Source organism: Spirosoma flavus, from assembly GCF_054778555.1.
Map to the genome: position 1 here is coordinate 16,926 of NZ_BAAGZL010000009.1, position 26,009 is coordinate 42,934.

General features: G+C 47.6%; 27 protein-coding genes. 11 read left to right on the forward strand and 16 right to left on the reverse strand.

Annotation, left to right across the window (positions count from 1 at the left end):
* Positions 1-65 precede the first annotated feature (65 nt).
* Entirely contained in the window at positions 66-1,301 is a 1,236-nt protein-coding gene (locus ACYVF1_RS29850) for a multidrug effflux MFS transporter (RefSeq protein WP_461085941.1), read from the forward strand.
* A gap of 1 nt (position 1,302) precedes the next feature.
* Here ACYVF1_RS29850 and ACYVF1_RS29855 read toward each other — a convergent pair whose 3' ends face one another.
* From ACYVF1_RS29855 to ACYVF1_RS29875, 5 genes are all read right to left on the reverse strand, one after another.
* Positions 1,303-1,707 carry an antitoxin YezG family protein gene (locus ACYVF1_RS29855; protein ID WP_461085943.1) on the reverse strand — a complete coding sequence of 135 codons (405 nt, stop codon included), beginning with the start codon at positions 1,705-1,707 and terminating at the stop codon, positions 1,303-1,305.
* Between the two features lie 291 nt (positions 1,708-1,998).
* Positions 1,999-2,151, reverse strand: coding sequence for a PIN domain-containing protein (locus tag ACYVF1_RS29860; RefSeq protein WP_461085945.1), 153 nt, complete (start codon positions 2,149-2,151; stop codon positions 1,999-2,001).
* 6 nt (positions 2,152-2,157) lie between these two features.
* Positions 2,158-2,367 (reverse strand): hypothetical protein, encoded by a 210-nt coding sequence (locus ACYVF1_RS29865; RefSeq protein ID WP_461085947.1) that lies wholly within the window; start codon positions 2,365-2,367, stop codon positions 2,158-2,160.
* An 82-nt stretch (positions 2,368-2,449) separates the two neighbouring features.
* Positions 2,450-3,628 (reverse strand): DEAD/DEAH box helicase, encoded by a 1,179-nt coding sequence (locus ACYVF1_RS29870; RefSeq protein WP_461085948.1) that lies wholly within the window; start codon positions 3,626-3,628, stop codon positions 2,450-2,452.
* The gene (locus ACYVF1_RS29875; protein ID WP_461085950.1) at positions 3,594-4,922 is read right to left on the reverse strand and encodes a DEAD/DEAH box helicase; all 1,329 of its coding nucleotides are present in this window, start codon (positions 4,920-4,922) and stop codon (positions 3,594-3,596) included. Before ACYVF1_RS29875 ends, ACYVF1_RS29870 begins: the two co-directional genes overlap by 35 nt.
* 120 nt (positions 4,923-5,042) lie before the next feature.
* Between ACYVF1_RS29875 and ACYVF1_RS29880 the strand changes: the two genes are divergently transcribed.
* Positions 5,043-6,368 (forward strand): DEAD/DEAH box helicase, encoded by a 1,326-nt coding sequence (locus ACYVF1_RS29880; protein ID WP_461085952.1) that lies wholly within the window; start codon positions 5,043-5,045, stop codon positions 6,366-6,368.
* A 100-nt stretch (positions 6,369-6,468) separates the two neighbouring features.
* On the forward strand, positions 6,469-6,885 hold the full coding sequence (locus tag ACYVF1_RS29885; protein ID WP_461085954.1) for a cupin domain-containing protein: 417 nt from the start codon (positions 6,469-6,471) through the stop codon (positions 6,883-6,885).
* Positions 6,886-6,985: 100 nt separating this feature from the next.
* On the opposite strand, the gene ACYVF1_RS29890 is transcribed toward ACYVF1_RS29885, so the two are convergent.
* Positions 6,986-8,317: an MFS transporter gene (locus ACYVF1_RS29890; protein WP_461085956.1), complete on the reverse strand. Its 1,332-nt coding sequence runs from the start codon at positions 8,315-8,317 to the stop codon at positions 6,986-6,988.
* Positions 8,318-8,492: 175 nt separating this feature from the next.
* Here ACYVF1_RS29890 and ACYVF1_RS29895 point away from each other — a divergent pair, with 175 nt between their 5' ends.
* Positions 8,493-8,714, forward strand: a complete 222-nt coding sequence (locus ACYVF1_RS29895; protein WP_461085958.1) for a hypothetical protein — start codon at positions 8,493-8,495, stop codon at positions 8,712-8,714.
* 72 nt (positions 8,715-8,786) lie between these two features.
* Here the strand turns inward: ACYVF1_RS29895 and ACYVF1_RS29900 are convergent, their stop codons facing one another.
* Complete coding sequence (locus ACYVF1_RS29900; RefSeq protein ID WP_461085960.1) at positions 8,787-9,194, reverse strand: VOC family protein; 408 nt, start codon at positions 9,192-9,194, stop codon at positions 8,787-8,789.
* Between the two features lie 237 nt (positions 9,195-9,431).
* Between ACYVF1_RS29900 and ACYVF1_RS29905 the strand changes: the two genes are divergently transcribed.
* Positions 9,432-10,553 (forward strand): glycoside hydrolase family 18 protein, encoded by a 1,122-nt coding sequence (locus ACYVF1_RS29905; RefSeq protein ID WP_461085962.1) that lies wholly within the window; start codon positions 9,432-9,434, stop codon positions 10,551-10,553.
* 98 nt (positions 10,554-10,651) lie between these two features.
* Here the strand turns inward: ACYVF1_RS29905 and ACYVF1_RS29910 are convergent, their stop codons facing one another.
* From ACYVF1_RS29910 to ACYVF1_RS29930, 5 genes are all read right to left on the reverse strand, one after another.
* Complete coding sequence (locus ACYVF1_RS29910) at positions 10,652-11,158, reverse strand: META domain-containing protein (protein WP_461085964.1); 507 nt, start codon at positions 11,156-11,158, stop codon at positions 10,652-10,654.
* Positions 11,159-11,275: 117 nt separating this feature from the next.
* Positions 11,276-12,064 carry a 3-keto-disaccharide hydrolase gene (locus ACYVF1_RS29915; RefSeq protein WP_461085966.1) on the reverse strand — a complete coding sequence of 263 codons (789 nt, stop codon included), beginning with the start codon at positions 12,062-12,064 and terminating at the stop codon, positions 11,276-11,278.
* A gap of 235 nt (positions 12,065-12,299) precedes the next feature.
* Entirely contained in the window at positions 12,300-13,676 is a 1,377-nt protein-coding gene (locus tag ACYVF1_RS29920) for a DUF4403 family protein (protein ID WP_461085967.1), read from the reverse strand.
* A gap of 149 nt (positions 13,677-13,825) precedes the next feature.
* Positions 13,826-14,290 carry a YybH family protein gene (locus ACYVF1_RS29925; protein WP_461085969.1) on the reverse strand — a complete coding sequence of 155 codons (465 nt, stop codon included), beginning with the start codon at positions 14,288-14,290 and terminating at the stop codon, positions 13,826-13,828.
* A 118-nt stretch (positions 14,291-14,408) separates the two neighbouring features.
* Positions 14,409-14,993, reverse strand: a complete 585-nt coding sequence (locus ACYVF1_RS29930) for a glycine zipper domain-containing protein (RefSeq protein ID WP_461085971.1) — start codon at positions 14,991-14,993, stop codon at positions 14,409-14,411.
* Between the two features lie 414 nt (positions 14,994-15,407).
* Here ACYVF1_RS29930 and ACYVF1_RS29935 point away from each other — a divergent pair, with 414 nt between their 5' ends.
* On the forward strand, positions 15,408-16,436 hold the full coding sequence (locus ACYVF1_RS29935) for a S66 peptidase family protein (RefSeq protein WP_461085973.1): 1,029 nt from the start codon (positions 15,408-15,410) through the stop codon (positions 16,434-16,436).
* Positions 16,437-16,465: 29 nt separating this feature from the next.
* A complete protein-coding gene (locus ACYVF1_RS29940) occupies positions 16,466-16,708 on the forward strand; it encodes a DUF3820 family protein (RefSeq protein WP_223834022.1) in 243 nt (80 codons plus the stop codon).
* A 28-nt stretch (positions 16,709-16,736) separates the two neighbouring features.
* Here the strand turns inward: ACYVF1_RS29940 and ACYVF1_RS29945 are convergent, their stop codons facing one another.
* Positions 16,737-17,144, reverse strand: a complete 408-nt coding sequence (locus ACYVF1_RS29945) for a RidA family protein (protein ID WP_461085975.1) — start codon at positions 17,142-17,144, stop codon at positions 16,737-16,739.
* Between the two features lie 160 nt (positions 17,145-17,304).
* Positions 17,305-17,853 carry a DinB family protein gene (locus ACYVF1_RS29950; RefSeq protein ID WP_461085977.1) on the reverse strand — a complete coding sequence of 183 codons (549 nt, stop codon included), beginning with the start codon at positions 17,851-17,853 and terminating at the stop codon, positions 17,305-17,307.
* A gap of 168 nt (positions 17,854-18,021) precedes the next feature.
* Between ACYVF1_RS29950 and ACYVF1_RS29955 the strand changes: the two genes are divergently transcribed.
* Together ACYVF1_RS29955 and ACYVF1_RS29960 are read left to right on the forward strand one after the other, a co-directional pair.
* A complete protein-coding gene (locus ACYVF1_RS29955) occupies positions 18,022-18,261 on the forward strand; it encodes a hypothetical protein (protein ID WP_461085979.1) in 240 nt (79 codons plus the stop codon).
* Positions 18,254-18,634: a glycosyltransferase family 4 protein gene (locus ACYVF1_RS29960; protein ID WP_461085981.1), complete on the forward strand. Its 381-nt coding sequence runs from the start codon at positions 18,254-18,256 to the stop codon at positions 18,632-18,634. The genes ACYVF1_RS29955 and ACYVF1_RS29960 overlap by 8 nt, the downstream gene beginning before the upstream one ends.
* Positions 18,635-18,664: 30 nt before the next feature.
* On the opposite strand, the gene ACYVF1_RS29965 is transcribed toward ACYVF1_RS29960, so the two are convergent.
* Together ACYVF1_RS29965 and ACYVF1_RS29970 are read right to left on the reverse strand one after the other, a co-directional pair.
* Positions 18,665-19,027, reverse strand: a complete 363-nt coding sequence (locus ACYVF1_RS29965; protein ID WP_461085983.1) for a hypothetical protein — start codon at positions 19,025-19,027, stop codon at positions 18,665-18,667.
* A 163-nt stretch (positions 19,028-19,190) separates the two neighbouring features.
* Positions 19,191-19,823, reverse strand: coding sequence for a YciE/YciF ferroxidase family protein (locus ACYVF1_RS29970; protein ID WP_461085985.1), 633 nt, complete (start codon positions 19,821-19,823; stop codon positions 19,191-19,193).
* Positions 19,824-20,192: 369 nt separating this feature from the next.
* Here ACYVF1_RS29970 and ACYVF1_RS29975 point away from each other — a divergent pair, with 369 nt between their 5' ends.
* Positions 20,193-20,561: a hypothetical protein gene (locus tag ACYVF1_RS29975; RefSeq protein ID WP_461085987.1), complete on the forward strand. Its 369-nt coding sequence runs from the start codon at positions 20,193-20,195 to the stop codon at positions 20,559-20,561.
* A gap of 335 nt (positions 20,562-20,896) precedes the next feature.
* A complete protein-coding gene (locus ACYVF1_RS29980) occupies positions 20,897-26,005 on the forward strand; it encodes a putative Ig domain-containing protein (protein WP_461085989.1) in 5,109 nt (1,702 codons plus the stop codon).
* Positions 26,006-26,009 lie beyond the last annotated feature (4 nt).

The window sequence follows — 26,009 nt, forward strand, 5'->3', positions numbered from 1 at the left end:
TGTTGTTTTGATGGAACAATCGTTTGTGGCCAAACGTATCTATAGTACTACCATCACTTATTTTCATGACGCGTCGACAATACTTTGTCGTTATCCTGATTTTAGGAACGCTTTCCACCATCAGCCCTTTCTCGATAGATATGTATCTACCGGGATTTCCGGCTATTGCTAAAGATCTGCACACAACTATCGATCAGGTGCAGCTTTCGTTAACCGCTTATCTGATTGGTATTTCTGTAAGTCAGCTTATATACGGCCCTCTCCTGGACCGCTTTGGCCGCAAGATTCCATTGTATGCTGGCCTGCTTATCTACATAGCGGCTTCGGTTGGATGTGCCTTTTCGTCATCCATCGAAATGCTGATTGGCATGCGGCTCTTGCAGGCACTTGGTGGCTGTGTTGGGCTAGTTGCGGCTCAGGCGTTGGTCCGTGACTTGTTTCCCGTCGATCAGATTGCACAGGTTCTTTCCCTGTTAATTCTGGTTGTTGCGGTTTCGCCAATGATCGCTCCAACGGTGGGTGGTTACGCTACGCTCGCTTTTGGCTGGCATTCAATGTTTATTATTCTGGCCGCCATAACTGGCCTGATTATACTAGGCATCTATGTAGCCTTACCAGACGGAAAACAACCGGACATAACACTGTCGCTACGTCCGGCGGCTGTACTGGGTAGCTTTTTTACGGTTATCAAACAGCCACAATTTCTGACCTATTCGCTGGTTGGCGGTATTGCTACGTCGGCTCCGTTTGCTTATCTGGCGGGCTCCTCCGACGTATTCATGAATATCTACCACGTGAGTGCTCAGGAATATGGGTGGATTTTCGCCTTTCTGTCTATCGCCGTTATTGCGCCTACACAATTAAACCGCTTTCTCCTGAAGCGTTTCACCAGCGAACAAATCATTTTCACTACGTTAGCGTATCAGTCGGTAGTGGGTTTGCTGATGGTAGTGGGTACCTGGGCAGGTTGGTTTGGCGTCTATGGCCTGATTACTATGCTGTTCCTGTTCCTCTGCGGACAGGGCATAACGGGCCCTAATGCGTCGGCATTGTCATTGGCTCCATTTGCGCGTCATGCGGGTAGTGCGGCTGCGCTGATGGGTAGTTTCCGAATGGGTTTTGGAGCTTGTGTATCGGCGGCTGTGAGTGTTTTTCACAACAATACATCGATGCCGATGGTGGGCGTTATGACGAGCTGTGTTTTTCTGGCTCTATTCATTCTTCTTGTTAGTCAGCGAGTTATTGCGTATCAGCGGGCGCATAAAACGATTGGCGAATCAATGGCGGAAGTGGCGTTATAAGCTATTCCGCCGGTTTCGTTCCGTATTTAGCTTCCCGAATGGCCATCCACTCACGAGCGGTACCGCCGTTGCTGAAATGCTCGTCTTCATCCTGAATTTCCTGATCCCAACTGAAATCGGTTGTAAATCGCCCATCAACAGTCAGGTCGATTTGTAGCCGATTCGTTTGTGATTGCCCTTCATTTTTTCGCTGTGCATACAGCTGCTGAACCGCTTCGGTCACTTCTTCGGGAAAATCGGTCAGTAAGGGTTCGGCTTCACCTTCTGGATTCAGATATACTCCATCAAATTCAACTTCCTGTCCATCCGAGAAAAAGCTGACATTGAGTCGGGCAATGGTCCAGTTGCTGGGAATAACCGAGCTAATGGCATCGGTCAGTACGTCGTAAATTTCATTCGTTGTCATATTTACTGAACCCTGTGTAGCGGGCTACTAACTAATTGTCGAATTCAGAACAAGTAGAAAATCTTCCGCTCTGATAGTGATTACTTTGGGGAAGTCTATATTGCTCAATACATTAAAATGCCGATCATTTGTGACCAAATAATCAGCTCCACAAGCTACTGAACAATCCACAAATTTGTTGTCATCCGGATCAAGCTCGATTGCATACCAATTAAAATAAACATCAATTAATACCACATTCGGCAAATTGAGTAGTTCACGAAGTTGCACATCGGTACGTTCGATACTAAATCATACGCTTATTTGCTCTTCATATTCTACTAGGATTTCGTTAGTAACGAAAAGTGTGATACGTCCTTCAACCATAGCCCGATAGATTGGATGAAAGGGTGAATGAGAAGGTAAAGAAACAAGCAATACGTTTGTATCGAGTACGACATTCATCACTGCTTACTGATTCTCATCGTTTAACCAATCATGCATCGTTTGTTGCGACCACCCTTGCTTCTGCCATGCATTATCGGCTAAATCAGTAAGTCGGTTGGCAAAATATTGGCCGATGAGTACGCGAATATTTTCCAGATCGGTGTCGCTGACCTGTTGAGCATATAATTTTAATAACTCTTGTTGCAGGTTCGATAATTTTCCAGACGTTACCATGGCGTAACTATTTTTTCAAATGTAACGCACTTCTTTAAAAAACGATTCATTCCCTGTGATAGAGGAAGAAGTGTTGAGGGAATCAAAACCCTTTCAAGTCCAACTCCGCAGTGTCTACCTGCTCGACTCGCTTGCCCATTTTTTTCTGGATTATTTTAAAGTGATGCTCGTCGTCAGGCGTAATTAGCGAAAAGGCTTTTCCCGTTGCTTCGGCTCGACCGGTACGTCCAATGCGGTGAACGTAGTCTTTCGGTGAACGGGGCAGGTCGAAGTTAATGACGTAAGGAAGTAGCTGAATATCAATGCCACGCGCCAGCAAATCTGTAGCAACCATAACCCGCAGTCTGCCCGATTTGAACTGGTGAAGCACGTCCGTTCGTATTTGCTGGCCTTTCTGTCCGTGGATGGCAGCCGCCTGAATGCCGTTTTTGTTGAGCTTGATAACCAGATTATCCGCCGTTCGGGTAGAGGACACAAATACCAAAACCTGCTTCATTTCCTCCGTTTTGATTAGATAACGTAGCAGCGGCCCCTTGCGCTCCGGGTCGACTTTGTAAGCCAGTTGCTCAATCAATTCGAGATTAGTAGTTTCCTCAACAACTTCAATTTTAACTGGATTCCGAAGCAACGTAGTGTTAATGTGCTGAATCGCATCGCCTAAAGTAGCCGAAAACAGAATCGTCTGGCGTTTATCAGGAAGCAGATCGAAGAGTTGATCCATCTCGTCGGCAAAACCGAGTTCAAGCATTTTGTCGGCTTCGTCGAGCACCAGAATTTCAACATCCGACAGACGTAACGCATTCTGAGCCAGCAAATCCAGTAACCGACCGGGCGTGGCGACAATAATATCCGCTCCGTGTACGGCCTGCATCTGCGGGTTGATGGATACGCCCCCATAAACCGCCACGGTTTTCACTTTCGGAAACAGATGACTTCCCAACGTCTGAAACACATTGGCTACCTGCCCGGCGAGTTCGCGCGTGGGAACCAGCACCAGTACGTTAGCAAACCGGCTACTGACGTTTTTGGTCCGGTGAAATAATTCCAGAATGGGCAGCACAAAACTGGCCGTTTTCCCCGATCCGGTTTTGGCGATGCCCAGAATATCTTTCCCGCGCAAAATGGGCGGAATGGCATCCTGCTGGATGGGGTAGGGGCGAGCATATTGCTGATCTGCAATGGCTTCGAGTAATGGCTCCGATAAACCAAGAGCTTTGAATGTCAGTTTACTTTTTTCCGCTTCGCTTAATGGGTCGACCATATTTTAGCATTTTCTCGGCTGCGTAATCGCGCCGAACATTTACTTTCTTATTTTTTGCGATTTTCTCATGGAAAGCCGGGCCAACGTCTTCACGCTTAGGAACTTTCACCTCAGGCAATTTCATGTATACCTTCGGTTGTTCGTCCTCGGTCAGCTCATCGGAAATAACCAGATTTGACGGCAATTCGAGCCTTGGTATCTGGTAATTCATTAACGTTTCGATAGCCTCCTGACGTTCATCGTCGGCGGGCGTTACGAACGTAATAGCAATACCTTGTTGATCGGCGCGACCCGTTCGGCCAATGCGATGAATATAGCTCTCCGGTACGTCGGGCATATCGAAATTCACTACGTGCGACACTTCTGCTACGTCCAGTCCACGGGCGATAATATCGGTGGCAATCAGGATGCGGTACGTACCGTTCTTGAATTTTTCGACCGCTTCAAAACGCTGATTCTGCGCTTTATTCGAATGAATCACGCCCACCTGATTGGGGAACGTAGCGTCGATCTGATCGAATAGCTGATTGGCCAGCTCTTTGGTAGCGACGAACACCAGCACTTTGGTCATGTCGCTATTCTGATTGAGCAACAGCGCCAGCAGATTAACCTTCGTGTAAAAATTCGGAACTGGGTATGCCGTTTGGGCGATATTGTCGAGGGGCGTACCAACGGGCGCGGCTTCAACCCGAACCGGATTGTTGAAGAACGTATCAATCAGTTGCTCTACGTCGGTCGTAAGCGTTGCGGAGAAAAGCAGGTTTTGTCGTTTTGGCGGCAACAGGTCGAGAATCGTTTTTAGTTGCGTTCGAAACCCGAGGTTCAACATTTCGTCAACTTCATCAATAACCAGCTTTTTGATGGCTTTGGTCTTTAACAATCCGTTCGCCAATAAATCGACTAGCCGGCCGGGCGTTGCCACCAGTATATCCATGCCTTTTTGCACCTCGGCCACCTGCGGTTTCAAATTGACGCCCCCATAAACGCCCACGGCCACCAGATTCATGTAAGTAGTTAGCTGAGTTACCGTTTCCAGCACCTGCACCACGAGCTCACGCGTAGGCACAATGATGAGCAATTGCGGCAGTTTCTCTTTCGAAAATTGAAGCTGGCGCAGGCAGGGAAGCAGATACGCCAGCGTTTTTCCGGTACCCGTTTGTGCCAGTCCGCAAACGTCGCGCCCCGACATCACCACCGAAAATACGTTCTGCTGAATGGTTGTGGGGGTAGTATATCCCAGATCATTCAGCGCATTGATCAACGGTTTATTCAGGTTCAACTCCTCAAACGTCATGGCCTCTCTTGTTTTTACCAAGTTACGAAGGTACGGCTATTCCACGAACTCGTTTCTTAAAACCTGCTTCAGCTAATTCTTTACTAACCAGAAATGAACGTAACGCCTTACTTTTAGGGCATGATATCCCAACAGCAGCAAGCACAAATTCTGGCAAACCTGGGCATTTCGGTTCTGAACCCAATGCAGGAGGCCGCTCAGAAAGCCATTGACCAGAACAATGATACGTTCCTGATAGCCCCAACGGGCTCCGGCAAAACCATCGGGTTCCTCCTGCCTGTTCTCCAACTTCTTAAGCCCGCTGCTACGTCGGTGCAATGCCTTGTCCTGACACCAACTCGTGAACTGGCCATGCAAATTGAGCAGGTCTGGAGAAAGATGGCGACAGGTTATAAAGTCAATGTGTGCTACGGAGGGCATCCGATGGAGACTGAGATAAAGAATCTGAGCAGTCCACCCGCCTTGCTCATCGGTACGCCCGGACGTATTACGGACCATATTTCACGTAACACTTTTTCGACGGAGGGGATACAAACGCTCGTGCTTGATGAGTTCGATAAATCACTGGAACTGGGCTTTCAGGATGAAATGGAGTTCATAATCCGAAACGTGCCGAATCTCAGAAAACAGGTGCTGGTTTCTGCTACGTCGGGTATTAGTATTCCGCCGTTTATCCGGCTCAATAATCCGGCTACGTTGACATTTACGCCCGAAAAAGACGTACCGTCCCAGTTAGCTGTCAAGTTGATTTATTCGGAAGCGAAGGACAAAATCGATACGTTGTTTCGGTTGCTTTGCTCATTGAATTCGGAAGCGGCACTAATTTTCTGCAACCATCGCGAAGCGGCCGAACGTACCAGTACGTTGCTGACCGAAAAAGGTATTTATGCTACGTTCTACCACGGTGGTATGGAACAGGACGACCGCGAACGGGCCCTGATCCGGTTTCGGAACGGCAGCGTCCGGTATCTGGTCACGACGGATTTAGGCGCGCGTGGGCTGGATATTCCGGAGATGAAACACGTAATACATTATCACTTGCCCGCACATCCGCATGAGTTTATTCATCGCAACGGCCGGACAGCCCGCATGCAGGCGTCAGGAACGGCTTACGTAATTCTGCATCAGGATGAACCGCGCCCGTCTTATCTGGATAATTCGGTTGAAATTCTGGAACTCCCAACTAATAATTTAACGCTACCTAAACCACCGGATTTTGCTACGTTGTACATCAGTGGTGGCAAAAAGAACAAGCTCAATAAAGTCGATATCGTCGGTTTTTTCAGTCAGAAAGGGCAGCTCGAGAAAGGTGATCTGGGGTTAATTGAAGTAAAGGATTTCATCTCGTTTGCCGCTGTGAAAACCGAAAAAGTCACTACGTTGCTCAACCGGATAAAGGACGAAAAAATGAAGGGTAAGAAGTATAAAATCGACGTAGCTCGGTAGGTTAAGTAATGTTACTCGATTTGTAATCAGGCGGTTGTTACGTTATTATTGCCAGATAAAACCTTTTTCTGTCTATACTACCTATTCCTCCTTATTTCAGATGAAAACATTACTTATTGTCCTGTTTTTAACTCCCTGCACACTGCTCTTTGCACAACATGATCATAGTGCGGCTTCGGCTCCGTCGAAAGTGAGCAGAAATATTATTCTTCAGCAATTGCTGAATGAAAAAGGCATCGACAATCGGGAAGTGCAGATGCTTATTGTTGATTATCCGCCCAATAGTGCGTCGCCTTCGCACCGCCACCCCTGCCCAACGTTTGGCTACATTCTGGAGGGTGAACTTGAATCAGTTTTCGAGGGGAAAACCCATATATACAAGAAAGGTGATACGTTTTATGAATTCACCAATGGCCTGCACAGTTCAGCCCGGAATACGCACCCAACAAATCCCGCCAAATTACTAGTCTTCTTCGTGGCCGAACCTGGTAAGCCGACGTCAGTTCTTGAGAAATAGCTTAAAAATGTTATAGAGTTGTAAGGTTATAGGGTTGTAAAGTTTTATGGGATGTGCCCCCTACTTTACAATCCTATAACCTTACAACTCTATAACATTTTTAAGTCATCTTCAGCGTTTCAGGCTGTGGCTCGTCACTATTGGCGTTTTGGTAGTTGGTTAACAGGGTTTTATAGGCGTCCGATTTCATCGCCAGCAACGTAACGATGAGCCCAATGATGCCGGTAACCGTAAACAGAAGAGCAAGACCTCTGTCTTTTCCGGTGCCGAACCAATCGCCAATGAGTGCTACGCCTGCTCCGGTTGTCATAAAGGGAATGAAAATGTACTGTGCAATGGGACCAATCACAAAGGCGGTTATGGGCGAAGCAGCCTGTTCAATACTTTGCGCAAAGCCAAAAACGCGGCCCTGACGCTCGGGCGGAATCAGTTTTTGAACAATCGTCTGCTCAGCCGATTCGACTACCGGAATCAAACAGAGATATGTAAACATGCCTATCGCCAACAGGACAATCGATGCCTGAATGGTGAAGAAAACACAGATGGTCCACATCACGATGTTGGCCAGAAAAAGGGTACGTAGCGGCTGTGCACCCAACCCTTTTTTCGCGACAATCAGCCCGCCGATGATGAACCCCAGGCTCAATACGCCCCATAAAATACCCCACGTTTGCACCGTCACCAGCGATAATCCATAAGCGTCCATAAGCGACATGAAAACGCCCCCCAGAAAGTTGTTGAACGTATTAAAAAAGATGAGCGCAAATAAGCCGGGCATGCCGTTTAGAGCACGTATCGTTCCCTTAATGTCGATGTGATTGGTTTGTCCTTCAACATGAACGATGCCTTTCTCGGGAATTGCCAACAGCCATAGATGTACCAGCGTCAGCACTGTCAAGCCGATTGCTACTACCAGCGTCCACGACATTCCCAGAAAACCAATACCAAGTCCGCTGAATATCGACGAAATCAGGAACGAAACGCCATTTGTGGTGCCCACCATGCCGTTGGCCTTGTCCCGTTCGCCTTCGGGAATCAATACTGTAACAAGCGTAGATAAAGCAATTGATCGAATGTTGCCGATAATCGCACCGATGAGCGATAAGACGACAAAAGTCCACAAAATCGGACTGGATGGATTGGAGAATATCTTTTCGGGAGTGGTAACGTAAATAATATAGGCTACACCATACAAAACAAGCGAGCCGATACTGGATACCATCATCGCTATTTTTTTCTTGTAACGGTCTACAAGTGAGCCTAAAAAGAAACCAGAAAGCGCCACTGTTCCTGAGTAAATACCGGCCATAATCGACGTAGCAACCACCGATTTGGTTTCCAGATACACCCAGAACGTAACGGCAAACCAGACAAAGTTATTCGTTAGCGATGCGGCCAGCGAATTGGCCAGAATAGCATAAAAGGTTTTCATTGACCTGGGGTTTGTCTCCACCCGAATACAGAAAAACTGTTACGTCAAAACGTAGCAGCCTAGGTGGATGAGATTGACTAAACGTACTGAATTTCAGTAAGCAGGAATTTATTCGGCCACACAATAAAACTATAAAACCTTACCCGTGAAGGATAAGTTTTCCCTTAAAAAAGCTATGAAACGATTCAAATTTCCACTCCGGTTAGGAAAACGGGCCATTGGGCAGGTAGCTGTTGGTCGATGGGCGGTTGGCGCGCTGGCTGTTGGTGCCGTAGCGATGGGTGCTGTTGCAATTGGCGCACTGGCTATCGGACAGTTGCGTCTAGGGCGAGGATATATTGGCAAACTACGGATTGGTGAGCTGGAAGTAGACAAGCTCACTATTCGTAATCAATAATACATGACGTAGGATGTATGATGTATAACTACAGCGATTATACATCATACATCCTACGTCATGTATTTTTGATTAGGCCGGATTTACCGCTGCTGGTTCCATATAAAGTATGTTCCAGAGATGTCCATCCAGATCCTGATACCCGTGACTGTACATAAAACCTTGGTCGTCAGCTTCTTCGATTGTTGATCCTCCAGCCGCAACGGCTTTACGAACTACTTCATCAACAGCTTCACGGCTTTCGACGGATAAACAAATGATTGCTTCCGAGACTTTTGACGTATCAGCAGTCTCCTTCTTGGTAAAACTGTTGAAGAAGGGCTGCACCAGCAGCATTACGTAGATATCGTCGCTGATAATCATGCATGTAGCCTTCTCATCGGTGAACTGCTGATTGAACGAATAGCCGAGTTTAGTGAAGAATTCAACAGATTGATTAAGGTCTTTAACGGGCAGGTTTAAAAAGATTTTGGTTGCCATAAGTAATTGTTGTTTAGTTGTTTACATGACAAAGGTACAACTGCTCTATCAATCGGCAGATGGCCAATTGCGACAATAAGGAGGAGTATTCCGACAACTTTTTTGTGGGATAAAAATGACGTAGTGAAACGCGCCTGAATGGTCAAATTGATACGTATCGTTCTGATTTCTGACGCTATTTTTAAGCCGATTTTTGCTTTATGTAACGGCTATTTTTTGTCTAAACCTTTTCGTTTGATGATTCGATTATCTGTTCTCCTCAGCATTGTATTTGTTACGTTCGGGCTGATCGCTGGCTTTAAACCCGATCCGAAAACTAAACCGGTTGTTATCGCTTATGTAGGTGGTTTCCGGGGTCTGATAAACACAGATTTAATTGCGGTGGAAAAACTGACGCATATCAATTACGCTTTTGTCGATGTCAGAAAGAATCGTGCGTGGCTGCATAACCTGGCTACCGACACAACCAATCTGAAAAATCTGTATAATCTCAAGACCCGAAATCCTGATCTTAAAATCCTGATTTCCATTGGCGGATGGGCTTGGAGCGAGAACTTTTCTGATGCCGTGTTGAGCGATACGGCACGAGTAGCTTTTGCGGCTTCAGCGGTCGATATTGTTCGGCAATACCAACTCGACGGGGTTGACATAGACTGGGAATATCCGGGTATGAAAGGCGAAGACAACGTATTCAGACCCGAAGACCGCGAAAACTTTACGCTACTGTTCAAGTCGTTACGTGAGCAACTGAACATCCTCAAGCAGCAAACGAACAAAGAATACGTAGTGACAACCGCCCTGCCTGGTTTCGCCGAAATTTTTACGCACACCCAGATGGGGCAGGCGCAACAGTATCTCGATTACATAAACGTCATGTCCTACGACCATTTTACCGGTGGGCCATTGGCGGGGCATCACACAAATCTGTACCCGACGGGTAAAATTGAGAATGAGTCTTCGGGCGATAATGCTGTGAAGCTGTACAAGAAAGCAGGTGTACCAGCCGAAAAGCTAGTTTTGGGAATTGCGTTCTACGGGCGGGCCTGGCAACTGCAAAATGATGATCCTGAACTCCTTCCACGGACAATTGCGAAAGTTGAACGGGGTGGGGGATACACGTTTATCAGAGACAGTTTGCTCACTAATCCAGCCTATAAACGTTACTGGGATCTACATGCACGGGCGCCTTATCTGTATAATGCCAGCCTGAAACGCTTTGTTTCGTACGATGATGAGCAATCGGTGAAAGAAAAATGCCGCTACGTTAAAAAGAAAGACATGGCGGGTGTTATGTTCTGGGAGTATTTCAACGACCCCAATACGTATCTGCTCAATGAAATAAACCGCGATCTGCGGTAAACGATAACAGAGTGGCAATCGAAAAGTAGCCGAAACACATATCCCCGGATACGTAGCGTAAGCAGTCGATCCGGGGATAATTAGTTATCAAACGTTCATTATTTGCGCGTGAAATACATAACCTCGGTAGGGCTATCTTTCGTGCCGACGTATAACGTCAACTGATTCGTACCTGACAACTCAAAAAATTTAGCTTTCGACAAGCGGTCCAGGTATTTATTTTCGGCGTTCATATCGGCTTCAGAACCACCCATTAACGTCGAAATAATATCATCGGTCGAGACAATCAGGCCCTTCTGTTCATCAACTTCAAACGTACCACCGTAATGATTAATGAAACTTCGGCCACCTATCTGCATTTCATCGCCCGTCTGATTCTGAAAGCTTAACGTAGCGCGGTTTTGCTGGGCCGAGGCCAGTGGATCGTTTTTGTAGTTGGTTAAGACCCAATTTCCTTCCAGTGAACTCATACTTGCACGCATCGCCTGTATAGTCGGTGCTGGCGATGTTTGATCAGGCTGAACATTCGACTGATTACAAGCGAACAGACTCAGGCCAAGGGCAGCGGTCAGGACTAATCGACCGGTCATTTTTACCATGTTCATAGTTTTTTCTGTTTAGTGATTGACTATGTTGACAGTATAATGACCGTATCTATCTGGCAAGAGTTGGAACGTACAGGCAAAAAAGTGGGCACTTAAGCCTAAAGCGAATATTATTTATTAAAAATCAGTATTGGCCTCCTTGATATCCTGCTTCTGAATCCAGATGTTGCGGTAAAGAACATCGTGACCTTCGGCTTGCAGTTTCAGACCGCCGGGCGTGTCGGTGATGCCTTTGCCACCATCATTCCCGCCATCAATACCAGAGTTAGGCCCGCCCCAAACCTGGCTGATTTTATGGTTTTTGTGAACCTTCTTGCCGTTGAAATACATCGTTACCATAGCCGGTTCAACGCGCTTTCCATCCTTGAAGCGGGCAGCCCGAAACAGAATATCGTAAGCATTCCATTTACCGACACCATTGTAAGCATAATAGGGCGAGGGCGTTTCGTTAATAACCGCAGCCAGGCCGTGCGTTGTACTATCGCCATCAAGTACCTGAATTTCATAGCGATTTTGTAGGTAAACGCCACTATTACCGCCGGGTTTGCTGATGTAAAATTCGATGTGCAGCCGGAAATCTCGAAAGGCTTCTTTCGTTACAATATCAGCCGAGCCGTATTTGCCGCCCGCAGCCGCAGGGTCGTTGGTGTTCATAACCGTGCCGGAACCGGCGGGGTCTTTTTCAATCTGCCACTTGATCGGCAACGTAGCAGCCAGCCGCGGTCCTTGCCAGTAGGTCCATTTTTCGTCGAGCATTTTGCGCGAGCCATCGAACAGTACTTCGGCGCCTTTTGCTGGTTTGGTACCGACGCCCACTTGAGCAACGGTCTGGGTAAGCGTAGCAATACCCAGCGCAACGGGCAAAAAAGCGCGGAACAGAGAGGTAGATTTGGGGATATAAGACATTCTGAAACAGCGTTTGAAAAATTCAATAAAGTACGCCCCAATAAGCCACTGAGTCGTTTCATTTACCTATGAAGGTTGCTTCGTGTAGCAATAAATCACTACGTTATTCGGTTTTTAGCCACGTCACGAGACGTAGTATGTTAACAATTTGACGTAGAAAACTCCCACCGAAAATACAGTTGGCTACACGCGAAAACGTATGGTAGCAATTCGAAAAAAGCGCAGCTAACGTACCTTATAATTTATTTACCTGAATCCCTACTTTCGTTTGTACCCGAATCATTACCTGAATCACCTCAGGCCGTATTGCTACGTTCTCGGGTGTAAATTTAAAGGTCCGAATTCCCAGATCAGTTTTTTGTCCGGGCTTACCTTTTTCAAACGCTTTATCAATCATTTGCGGAAGCTGCTTAATCTCATCACCCAAAGAGATTGTTACTAATTCACCCAGGATCTTACGAAGACCTTCGTGCCAGATTGCGCCCGTGTCTTTTGACAGTAAACTTCCTGTCTCGGCGTCAAAATCAAGATTGTTGATACGTAGCGTATTGCTGGCTGTATCAAACATCGGGCGACCTTTCAGATATACCGTGCCATTAAGAAGCCCATCAACTTGAGCTTTGATAATCAGCGCGCGTTGACCGCCGTAAACAGTGGCTCCTTTCAACGTAACAGTACCTAAAGCCATTTTTTGGGGCTCCCGGCCAATATGGATGGCTAGCATCCGGTTGATATCGGCGTACGGAATCGAACTTAGTACGTATAATTCTGACGTTGAGTCAACTTTTTCCCGTTTCTGTAACTGTGGTAACGGCGTTTCCGGATGCGACGGCGTCTTTGGCTTTATTTCAGTTTTAGTATTGAAAGCAATTCGCAAATGTGTAGTTAACGACTTGGCATTACCCGTTACGTTACTGGCTGCAACACTAATGGGCGTCGGCAGAAGCCATAATCCAAAGTCTTTGTCAATGAGTAACGGTTTCTGTAAATCGTGCCAAATGGGACGGACCATCCGGTCGAGTCGCAAATCTTTGTAAAGCGCTGAATCAATGGCAGTTTCAATAGATGACTGGTATTTTTCAAGGATTTTCTGCGCCATGTTCGTCAGCGAAATATTCTTACCCAGCAACCGGATATCGGGTTCCTTGATCCAGCGATATTCAGCGAATTTGGTTCGACTGGCGAGCCGCCAATTGGGCGTTACAGAAATTGGCGATTTAAAATTGACGTGTAAGGCGCTGAACTGCTTCTTGGGGGGAGTAGTATCCTTACTAAACGGCTTCGTCAGCCACATTTGCAGCGGTGCCGACAAACTTATCTGATTGTCAGCGTATTGTACCTTAACGGGGCCAAGGCGTTTTACCCGAAAGGAGAGAATGCCTTTATTCTCGCCTTTTTCGTTACTTTTTCCAATCAGAACCGGGTCGAGTTCGCGGTTGATTTTATCCTGCAATTCTTTCAACTGGAACGTAATAGAGCCAGCTACGTAGGAAACTCGCTCCTGAATTGGCGGGTCAAATCCAGTGGCTGCGGGGGCGCGAGGTTCTTTTTTCTGACATTGAAGCAACAGCAATGACAGACCAGTTAACACAGGTAATAGCAATCGTTTCATGAAAAAAAGTGTCGCAATGAATGGTATACATGGCCTAACTCTCGTTAACCCACGTATGTTTCATCGATTGATACGTTACCAGTCTTTTACAAAAAAAAGCCCCGTAACCAGCGCTGGTTACGGGGCGATACGTATTGGTAGTCAGATAGTTACTGTTTAATATGTACTGGCAGGTCTTCCAGTTGGGCGTAGCTGAGTTTCCAGGCATTATCAGTCCCTTTTTTCCAGAGAAGAATAAAGTTGCCTTCACCATAACCGCGCGTTTGCTGACCCGTTTCAGGAAGTACATCAACGGAGAACGTACCGGCTTCGTAAGCCGTCTGATTGTCCGTAGCGGAACTTACTACGTTCGTTTTCAGGTCGTTCAGACTGGGTAACGTAGCGCGCACCCATTTTTCGGCTACTTCTGATTTTCCGTTGAAGTGCGTTTCTCCTTGGAGAAAATGTACGTCTTCGGCCAGAAATGAAATAATCTGATCGGCGTTTTTACTGTTCCAGGCGCCAATAAACTGTTGATTCAACGCTTGAATATTAACAGCTTCTTCCTGTTTCGTGCAGCCCGTAAACAGAGCCGTCGACAGCAAGGTATATAGGATGAGTTTCGTGGTTTTCATGACAAAAGTTGGACAGTGGTTAGTGGCCCCGACAGGCTCTAGCTGCCGGATAGATTGTAGTTAGTCGATAAGTTGCTGGCGCTAATCCGACAGCCAGAGCCTGTCGGGGTCTCACGTATTACCAGCTTTTCCGTCTGTATTCCGACGAGGGATAAGCCGTGTTTTGATCACCGTAGGTAGCATTTGGCAGGAATGGCGCATCAAGCGATAACGTACTGGTGGCCAGCATTGAAGGTACAGCCGACGTAGCACTGGCCGTTGCTGGTTTTACGGCGGCAACCGCAGCTACCGGTGCATTGGCTTTGGCATGGAGCGCACGTTCGCGTTCAACGGCGGCTGCAACAGCCCGGTCTTTCTCGGCAACTGCATCCTCCCGTTCTCGTGCACGTCGGGCGATTGCAGCTTCGCGTTCCCGTTCGGCAGCAGCGCGGGCGGCAGCTACACGAGCGGCTTCTTTGTTTTTGTTGTCTTTATGTTTTCCAATAGCGTATCCAGCGGCACCACCTACGACACCGCCAATCACGCCACCCACCACACGATTTCGTTTGTTAATAATGGCACCTGCGGCACCACCGGCTGCGCCCCCGATAACAGCCCCTTTAGCTTGTGGACTCCAGCCACGTTGGGCCTGAACTTCAGTTGAAAAGCCAATGATGAAGCCCGTCAACACCAGAAGTGCGGCAAAAGAATGGAACGTTTTCATCGTCTTTTTTCAGTTAGGTTAAAACTTGCATTAACGATAATAAGACAACGTTTAGCCAGAAAGGTTTAGTTGAAAAGTGCTTGTATGGCTTGCTATCGCCGAAAAATGGGCGGATTGTCTTCTAAATTGTCAATCATCAGCGCATTACTTTTATAGAATAAAGTGGTCATTTTAACGGTTAAGCACAAGCAAAAACCGTTAAAATGGCTAGGCGCTTTGCATGCTCTTCGTTTAGTAACGGTCGAGGAATTAGGACAATAGATTTTTTTCAACGTAATGAAATTTACCGTTGCGGAGTCACATAAAATCTCACAGCGACAACCTAAACTGGCACGCAACGTATCACTGGCTGTTTGTCCAATCGGTTGTTTTCGGCTATATTTCTGCATCCATGATTGATACGTTACTTGCCTGATGCCTTCACGTCGTTCGTTTTTGCAGGTTGCCAGCCTGTCGCCTTTGGTGTCGCTGGCTGCCAGTCAAACTCCTCCGCCTGTCATTAAACCCGACCGACTTCGGCAGGGCGATACCATTGGTTTATTTTGTCCGGCGGCACCGGCTTTCAGTCGCGAAACCGTGTTGATTGCACAGGAATCGCTACAGGCGCTGGGTTTTCAGACTAAACTGGGGCCGCATATTTATGACCGCTACGGGTATCTGGCCGGGCGGGATGCCGACCGAGTGGCTGATCTGCACGCGTTTTTCGATGACCGTAGTGTGAAAGCAGTAATGGCCATTCACGGTGGGTGGGGGTGCGCTCGGCTGCTGCCGCTGCTCGATTATTCGTTAATTCAACGCAATCCAAAACTACTGATTGGCTATAGCGACATCACCGCGTTACTGCTGGCTATTTACGCTAAAACTGGACTGGTAACTGTGCACGGCCCCGTCGGTTCTGCTACGTTCAACGCCTTTACTGTCGACTGGTTTAAGCGGACGTTGATGGAAGGAGAGCAGGTAACGATGCGAAATCCAGTAAACAAGGGCGATAATCTTACGCAAACGCAGGATCGTATTACGACCATCAAAGCAGGACTGGCCCGCGGACGATTGGTAGGAGGTAACTTAACGGTGCTGAGTCATCTGATTGGGTCGCAGTACCTGCCCGATTGGAAAAATACGATTCTGTTTGTGGAAGATACACACGAAGAAGTGTACCGGATGGACCGGATGCTGACGCACCTCAAGCTGGCGGGAATCCTTGACCAAATAGCCGGTTTTGTGTTCGGGAAATGTACTGACTGCGAACCTACGGGCGGAGGGTATGGCTCGCTAACTATGGAAGATATTATAACGGAGCATATCGTACCGCTGGGCAAACCCGCTTTTTCGGGTGCTATGATTGGTCACATCAAGGATAAATTTACCGTTCCACTGGGCATCGATACCGAAATCGACGCTACGTCGGGCACGATCCGTCTGCTGGAATCAGCCGTTGGATAATCGGTCTGCTACGTTAACAAAATTGACTTATGAATGAAGATCAACAGATGGGCAACCCGCAGTTGCTGAAGGAGTTGCTACGTTATCAGATGCCGTTTGGGAAACACAAGGGACAGTTGATTCGGTATTTGCCGGTATCGTATCTGGAGTGGTTCGTGCAAAAAGGATTTCCGGCGGGCAAGCTTGGTATGCTGCTCCAAACCATGTACGAAATCCGGTTGAATGGGCTGGAATATTTGCTGGATGAATTACAACGTATTGAAAAGCGATAACGCTACGTAGTAAAAAGCTCGTTCTTCATTACTCACTTTTATAAGCAACAGCTTCAATTTCAACTAAATAATCCGGGTTGGCTAAACCTGCCACAATAATTCCAGAAATAATGGGCGGATTACTTAATTTTTTCAAGAAGCTCTGAGCGCCTTCAAAACCCTTCCGAATATCCTGACCTTGTACAATATAGATGGTCAACTTAAACAAATCATCTAACGTAGCACCGCAGGCGGTTAAAGCTGTTTCAATGTTTTTTAACACGTGCTCGGTCTGTAATGTAATATCTCCTTTGCCAATAATTTCCAGGTCTTTAGTTATGGAATTTTGCCCGCCAATATAAATTGTACGCCCATTTCCTTTCGTAATGACAGCCTGAGAGAAAGCAGGATTTTTCAGTAATTCGTCCGGGTTTAGAAATTCCAAGTTTGCGTTCATAGTCGTAGAGGTTAGTTTTAAGCAGGATACTGATTAACAGATACTTGTTTAACAACCAATATTTTGGTCTTGTTAAGGCGAAATGCTACGTAATGAAAAATGGGCGTTTGTATTATCCTTATCAGCGAATAAGACAAACGCCCATTTTCGTCGAGAATTCTTAGAACAGCTTTTCGTTGGGAGGCTTAATGCCCTTCATGCGAATGTAAATGGTAGTCTGACCGCGGTGATGCGTCTGGTGTTCAAATGCTTTAGCCAGGATTACCTCGCGGGTCATTTCGCGCTGGCCCATTTTCACGTTTTCGGCCAATTGCGCATCGGTCATGCCTTTGACGGCGTCAATCATAAAATCATAGCTGTCCATAACGGCTTTTGTGAGCGCGGCTTTCGTTTTAAGCTCGCTCATTTCTTCCATCTTCTTGCCCTGAAAAGGATTGGTTTTGCCACTGGCAGCAGCTGCAAAATTGTAGTTCGCATTAGCCAGGTGCAGCATCTGATCGGCGAAACTCCGGATTTCGGGTGTTGGCTTGTAGTTAACACCATCTTCAGACATCGCATCCAGATACTCTTTAGTGTAGTCTTTGGCTCGTTGCCAGTCGGCAGTTAGCTGCGACACGGTAGTCATGGGGCCAGCCGCCTGAGCCGTTGACAGGGCCCAGAATAGGGCCAGGAGAGCAGACATGAATCGGAAACGTAACGTAGTGGTCATCCTGATAGTAGTTTGTTTGCAGACTAAAGAAAAAAGACTACTAAAGCTACTACGTTCTGATTTTAGTGTTGACGAAAAGTAAAATCAATAAAATTTGTAAATTTATAACTGAAATTAGTAACATAATATGATTGTTAAAGCATCTGGAGCGCTAATTGTTTCTGGATTTTGACCTATATAGGTATTGACCAGACCATGTTTCCCTGGTTCGATCAGCCTCGTCAGCCATTTGTGATGGGTTTGGGTTCATTTAACCCGCCCAAACAACCGGATCTGGCCATCCGGGCCATCGCACGAATTCCAGAAGTCCTGCGGCCCCCGCTGTTCTGGGTGGGCAATATTGCCCGAAAAGGCTACCAGGAAGCGCTTCATGCATTAAGCAAAGAGCTGGTTGTAGTGTTTGTTTGAGCTGCATCAGTACGTTCCGCACGAAGAATTGATACAATTGCTCGATACGGCCACCTGCCTGTTGTATACATCTGCACTAGAGCCATTTGGCTACGCTCCGCTGGAGGCAAACTCCTGCGGGTTGCCCGTGGTGTTGGTTGGAGAAGGCGGGGTGCGTGAAATGGTACGTAATAATTATAACGGCCTGCTCACCAGCCGCGACACGGGCGAAATTGCTCAGGCGCTGGAAAAAATTCTTACATATCCGAAGTTGGCTCAACGCTTACCGGCTAATGGCCGAAAAATGGTTCGTGAGCACTGGGATGTCAATCATTCCGTTGACCGAATCGAGCAATTTTTGTCGAGTGTTGCGACTCGAGGACAGGCCGCTTAGTCAGAAAAGCAGCTATAAGCTTAGAGGGTGCTAGACGTCAAAAGGAAGATCGTAGGTTTTGCTGATAACCTTCGATGAGCGCGTTTTTACTTCTACTTTTATTTTTAAAGGAGAATCAATCACCAGGTAATTTTTGATGAACTGATCATTATGAAACATCCAGGAATAATCTTCGAGCAGATAATCAGTAACACCTTTCTTTGATGCCTGATAAGCTAATCGCTCAACCGCAAGTGGTTCATAATTAATGATCTGGCCCATGTAATATACCTGAAGGCCGGGCAGCGACTGGTTGCCCAGTTCGGTGCAGCTAACAACGGTAACTTTTAGCGAAGAGCCGTCTTCCAGATCTTTTACCGCCCATTCATCAAGAACTGTTTTTTCGTTTGCCATTAGTAGTTGTGTGTTTTAGTTATGGCCGTAAAAGTAGCAGCACACAATAGGGAAGCGTATGATTTTCTTACTGGACGGCGATGGGCAACGAAACGTATCAAACCAATAAACCCAGCCACGTCATCGGTAGCTGGGTTTATCGATAGAAGCAAATTGGAACGTATCAAACTCCTAACGGGCCGCCTGACGTAACGTCGGGAGTATGGCTTTCATGACGACTAGCATGATGACTACCAGCATGTTGGTCTTCTTCTGCTTTCGATCGGTCGTTTATGAAAGACTCAGCTATCATCGTTAGTTTTTTGTCAGCTTCTTTTTCTTCCTGAAGTGTTTTCTCCAGTAATTCAGTCGATTGTGTGAAATCGAGCACACGGGCTAGCGTTACCAGCGACCCATACGTAGCAATTTCCAGATGTTCAACCTTTTGAGCGGCAATAATTAGTCCGGCATCGCGCGTAAGCGACCCTTTGGGCGTAATGGATATAACGTGTCGGGCGTCGTTTATCAAACCGTCGATAGCATCAGACGTGTGCTCTTCGGTTTTGATACCGATGATTTTAAAAATCTCCTCCAGCCGTTCTACCTGTGTTTCGCTTTCGGTCTGGTGCTGGCGAAAGAGGTTACCCACCTCACTGGTGGTGCTGGCCTGGGCCTGCTCGGCTAGAGCATGAACGGCACGTTTTTCAAGGTAGTAGGCAGTTTTTAATTCACTGATAAACAAGTCACGTAAGCCTTCGTCAGTCGTGGAATCGTTTCCGCTGAAGAAGCTTGAAATTCGTTCTGCCAAAGTTGTCATGATGTTTGTTGTTTTTAACTGAGAACTAAGAAATCTGAAACGCTACGTTGGTAGAAAGATGGGATGGGACGTAGTATAGGCAGTAGCGTGATGCTATTTTACGGAGCCAAATCCGTGCCAAGCTCTGATAGTGAGTGTTTTAACGTAGTAATGCTTGAGTTTCTGTTTACTTTTCTCTACAAATTGTGTAGCAGTTTTTCACTTGTCATGCCTGCAATACGTAGCAGCGCTGAACGTATTATCTCCATTTTGATAGAAAACGCTACGTTCAGCGAACATTCTTTTGGCTTTGCCTGTAATTGATAAATACGTAACTAGCAGGCCTTTTTTTATTTGGTACAGCAGCCAACCACAGCGAATTTGTCAATAATGAGTAATGCAAATCAGGTTTTATATTTTGTATCCCAGTCGTACCGACAGATTCAGATATCAGTCGATAAGGGAACAGAGCCGTATACCTACGGCGATTTTGCCCGGCAATTCAATAACTTGCTGGTGTCGTCCGACAACGAAACATACGCGCGTGAATTGACACTATTGCTCGTCGATGAAACAAATCAGTATCGGGAAACGGTCGATTATCTACGTCAGGAAATGGCCTTTGAAGCGCAGGCGGCTGCCGAGCGCGACCGTTCTAAAGTAGCGTTGGCAGCTTTAGAAAACAGCGAAAATAGCGGTAGCGACGAGCAACTCGATCTGTATAACCGACGACTGAGTCGGCAAATTTCTCTCACCTAAGGGAGTTGGGGCTTTAGACGAACACTGTCGAAACCCCAACTCAATCAATAATACGTAGCTGCTGAATTTTTTTTGTCAGCCTTCTATCTTGAAAGGTTGTGGGCTATTTCTATGCACCTTTATCAGGGTAATGATTTCATAATATCCAGAAAAGCTAATTCTGCCAGTTTTTCTGGATATTTTTGTATCATTAAGAAAAGTAAATACCTTCATATTTACTCTTTTCAAAAATTAGTGAATATTCATTTACTAGTTTAATAATCAGCTTCTTTTAACTCAGTGGCTAACTGAAAAGCAGTTAGCTTTTAGTGATTACATTTTGAACTTATTCGCCCATGAAACAGGATGTACCGATTACTTTCATTTCCAAAATTTCTCAACGGTCAACGACCCGTCTTTTTTTGACTGGCTTGCTATTGACCCTGGTGAGCGCGCTTCAGTTAACACAAGCGCAGATAATTACGCAGCGATTTGCGCCGGGTAGTCAGCTGATACCGACCAGCCCAATTAATTCTTTTTCCCTGCCAGACGTAGACGTTGCCAGCTACCTGGCAGCCGATATTCAACGAAGCAAAGCAGATGGCCCCTACCGATTTGGTGCCAACATCCCCGTCAATATCAACCTACTCCAGGTGGCTGGTGTGAGCATAACATCAACAAACCGGATCTATCGCTATGAGATTTACGGGAAAGGAGCGTATTCAATTAACCTGATTTTTGATCAGTTTCAATTAATACCAGGAGCAGAACTTTATCTCTACGACCCTAAGGTAACGATGCGAATCGGGCCGATTACCCAGCAGCAAAATGCTCAGGGTAGCGAGTTCTGGACTGATCTGATTCAGGGTGATCGCATGATTCTGGAACTCCGTGAGCCGCTCAATGCGCCATCGGCCAGTCAGATACACCTGCGTAGCGTGGTCCATGGGTACAGAGACGTATTCAAAGTTCAGGCAAATCTTAATGAATCGGGCAGTTGTAATGTCAATATGGCTTGCTTCCCTGACTATCAACCTTCTGGAGATGGAGTCGTTATTCTCCTTGCTCAGGATGCTAGTGCGTTTTGTACTGGGTCGATCCTGAATGATAGCCGTCAGAGTTTTCGTTCATTTCTGTTGTCAGCTAATCACTGCCAAATTGGTGTTAATACGTTGGTTCGATTCAAATACCAAAGTCCAAATTGTACACCAACATCGGCACCTGCTCAGGTGGTTACCATGAATGGTGTAGATATCCTGTCAAGTTATGGTGGTTCAGATGTAGCGCTGAGGGAGCTAAAGCAGCAGATTCCTGCCAACGCGAGTGGGACGTATCTCGGCTGGAACCGGGCCAGTGGAAATGTCAGCAATTCATTCGGTATACATCATCCTTCAGGCGATGTTAAAAAGATATCGTTTACGAATGCCGATACTGAAATCGCTACCTATGGAGGAGCTAGCTGCTTACATGCGTACTGGAATGATAAGGGCGTTACAGAACCAGGCTCGTCTGGCTCTCCTCTGTTTGATGGTAACCGGCGTGTTGTTGGCCAGCTTTATGGCGGACCTTCTACTTGTAGTGCGACGGGTGCGAACCGATCTGATTATTATGGCCGTTTCTTTACATCCTGGACAGGTGGAGGTACGGCATCGACCCGGTTGAGCAACTGGCTGGATCCTACTAACGTGGGTAACATTACTACGAATAGCGTAAAACCGATAGTTGATGGTCAGAACGTTGTAACGAACTCGGGGTCATTCTCGCTCAATGCAGGTACATCTTCTATAGTTTCCTGGAGCGTTGCTGGCCCGACGAGCGCGATATCGACGACCTCGGGAACAGGAAACGTGGCCAACATTGTGGCCGTAAGTAATGCCAATTCATTAACCATAACATTTTCGGTCAATGCCGGGCAGAGCTATCCAATTCAGTTCAGCCGGGAATTCAATGTCGTCATTCCCTGTGCACTCAGTGCTTCTCTGTCGGCCAGCAGCCCGCTTTCCTGCTCCGCAACAAGCGTTACGTTAACGGCGAGTGGCGGATCTTCCGGAGATACTTACGCATTTAGTAACGGGGCTATTCAGATTGGCGGAAGTACGGGTAACACCGCCACCGTGAACTCACCTGGCCTTTATAGCGTGACGGTTACCAGCTCGGGCGGCTGCTCGAATACGGCATCCGTTGAGGTGACACAAACCAGCACGGTAGCTTCCGTGAGCATTACCCCAAGTAGTGCTACGTTGAGTTGTGCTACGTCGTCGGTAAGCCTGAGTGCTACCGGTACGGGAACGTACCGCTGGAGTACGGGAGACATCACGCAAACCATCTCCGTTACAGCGGCCAATACCTATTCTGTCACGTTAACGACGGGTAGCGGTTGCACAGCGACGGCCTCGGCCCAGGTTCTCCAAGATAATACAGTACCCACCGTGAGTATTTCGCCAAGTAGTACGACGTTAACTTGCACGACGTCGTCGGTGAGCCTGAGTGCTACCGGTACGGGAACGTATCTATGGAACACCGGAGCTACTACGCCTTCCATTTCGGCCACGGCAGCGGGCACTTATACGGTTACGTTGACAACAGGCAACAATTGTACCGCTACTGCCTCCGCTCAGGTTATTCAGGGCAACTCAGTGCCCATAGTGGGCATTTCGCCCACTAGTGCTACGTTGAGCTGCGCTACGTCGTCGGTGAGCCTGAGTGCTACCGGTACGGGGACGTATCTGTGGAACACGGGTGCCACTACGTCCGTCATCTCCGCCACAGCCGCGGGCAACTACTCTGTTACTTTGACGGGCAGTAACGGTTGCACGGCAACAACCTCGGCCCAAGTCTTTCAGGATAACATGGTGCCCACGGTGAGTATTTCACCCACTAGTGCTACGTTGAGCTGCGCTACGTCGTCAGTAAGTCTAAGCGCAGTTGGTACGGGAACGTATCTGTGGAATACCGGAGCTACTACCTCCTCAATCTCAGCTACAGCGGCAGGGAACTACTCCGTTACGTTAACATCGGGGAATGGATGTACGACGACAACTTCAGCGCAGGTTGTGCAGGACAACTCGGTGCCCATGGTGAGTATTTCGCCTACCAGTGCTACGTTAAGCTGCGCTACGTCGTCGGTGAGCCTGAGTGCTACCGGTACGGGAACGTATCTGTGGAATACCGGAGCCACTACCTCCTCAATCTCAGCTACAGCGGCAGGGAACTACTCCGTTACGTTAACATCGGGGAATGGATGTACGACGACAACTTCAGCGCAGGTTGTGCAGGATAGCTCAGTGCCAACAGTAACGATCACAGCTAACCCTTCGCTAACCATCGGTGCCGGCCAAAGTGCTACGCTGACCGCTAGCGGGGCAACAACCTATTTGTGGTCAACCGGGTCTGGTACCAACCCGATTGTGGTCAATACGCCTGGAGTAGTCTCTGTTACAGGAACTACCGGTGGTTGTCAGGGCGTAGCTTCCATAACGGTCGTGCAGACAAGTCCTGCTGGTCCTTTCTCTATTACGTCGGTAACGACCAATAACTGTCAGCAGATTTCGGCGAATCGCTACGTCATCGACTTCACTCCCCAATACGTCGGCACGAACGGACAGCCCATTAGCTTCTCGGTGGTCAATGAGTTATTTCCAACTACCGCACCGGGGCCGTATACGTTGCAACTGTATACCGATAACCCTGTCATTACGTTAAAAGCCCAGCAGGGGAGTACACCGGGCGAGGCTAGTTACAGCTATAACTGGCTGGCAGCCTGCTCTAACCCCATGCCGAACACACCGCCACGGGTCAACCAGCCTTTGAGTAATCAGATCGCCAAAGTTGGCGAGGCTTTTGGCTACACCATTCCGCAGACTACCTTCACGGATAATGAGTCGCCTAACAGTCTGGTGTTGAGTGTTAGCGGGTTACCGGCGGGCTTGAACTTTACTCAACCCAATCAGATAGGTGGTGTACCTAGTCTGATAGGGGTGAGCTCAGTAACCGTAACGGCCACTGATCCACAAGGACTAAGTGCGATCAGTATTTTCTCGTTAAGCGTAATTGCTCCATCCACTGCCAATACGCCCCCAACTGTAGCTAATCCACCTGGTAATTTCAAGGGTTACCAAGGTGAACCTTTCAATCTGAGTGTGAGTGCGGTATTCACTGATGCCCAGACACCTAATTCTCTTACGCTCACCAGCAGTGTCTTACCGGCTGGACTGACGCTGGCGAATGGTGTAATCTCGGGAACGCCCTCTCAAACGGGTGCTACTACCGTAACTCTGACGGCTACTGACCCTGGTGGGCTATCGGCCAGTACGGATTTCCTCATATCGATTCTGTCGCCCCCGGTTACTGGCTCTTTCACAATTACGTCGGTAACGACCAACAATTGTCAGCAGATTTCGGCTAACCGTTACGCTATCAGCTTCACACCAGTTTATAGTGGTACCAACGGGCAACCCATCAGTTTCTCGGTAGTCAACGAGTTGTTCCCAACTACCGAGCCGGGACCATATTCGTTGCAGTTGTACAACGACAATCCGGTGATCGTATTAAAAGCTAAGCAGAACAATACGCCAAGTGAAGTGAGCTACAGCTACAATTGGTTGGCAGCCTGCTCCAATCCGATGCCGAATACGGCCCCTCGCGTCAATCAGCCGCTGACGAATCAGGTGGCAGTAGTTGGTCAGGGTTTTGGCTATACCATTCCGCAAAATACCTTCACTGATAACGAGACGCCAAATAGTCTGGTGCTGAGTGTGAGTGGATTACCAGCCGGCCTAAATTTCACGCAACCCAATCAGATTGGCGGTGTACCTAGCCTGACGGGTGTGAGCAACGTGACCGTGACAGCCACCGACCCGCAAGGATTGAGTGTAAGCGCGACTTTCTCGCTGACGGTCAATCCGGCCAATGCGCCTAGCGGTTTCTTCATCTCTGGCGTGCAGACGCTGAGTTGTGTGACCATAAGCGCAAACCGTCGTTCGATTACCTTCAATCCCCAATACAATGGATTGAACGGAAATCCGGTAAGTTTCTCGGTAGTGAATGAGATGTTGCCTACAACCGCGTCGGGGCCTTATCAGTTGCAACTCTATACCGACAATGCGACGATTCAGTTGCGCGCTCAGCAGGGTAATGCACAGACAAGTTATGCGTATAACTGGTTAGCAGCCTGTAACGCAAGCACACGCTCGGGCATTGCCGAAGAGGGGACAGGTCTGATGGTGACGGTGCTGGAAAATCCGGTTACCGGACACTCGGCTCAGGTCGAAATTCGGGGTGTTGCTGGCCAACGGGTGCAGCTTGGATTGGTCGATACGCAAGGGCGTTTGTTGCACCAGAACGTAATTGAGCAGGCAGGCGCTGTAGAACAGGTGAGTGTGCCGCTCAACACGCGTCAGAATGTGCTGATTTTGCAGGTTCGTTCAGAAAATCAGGTGAAAACTGTGAAGATCATCAAACCGTAAACAG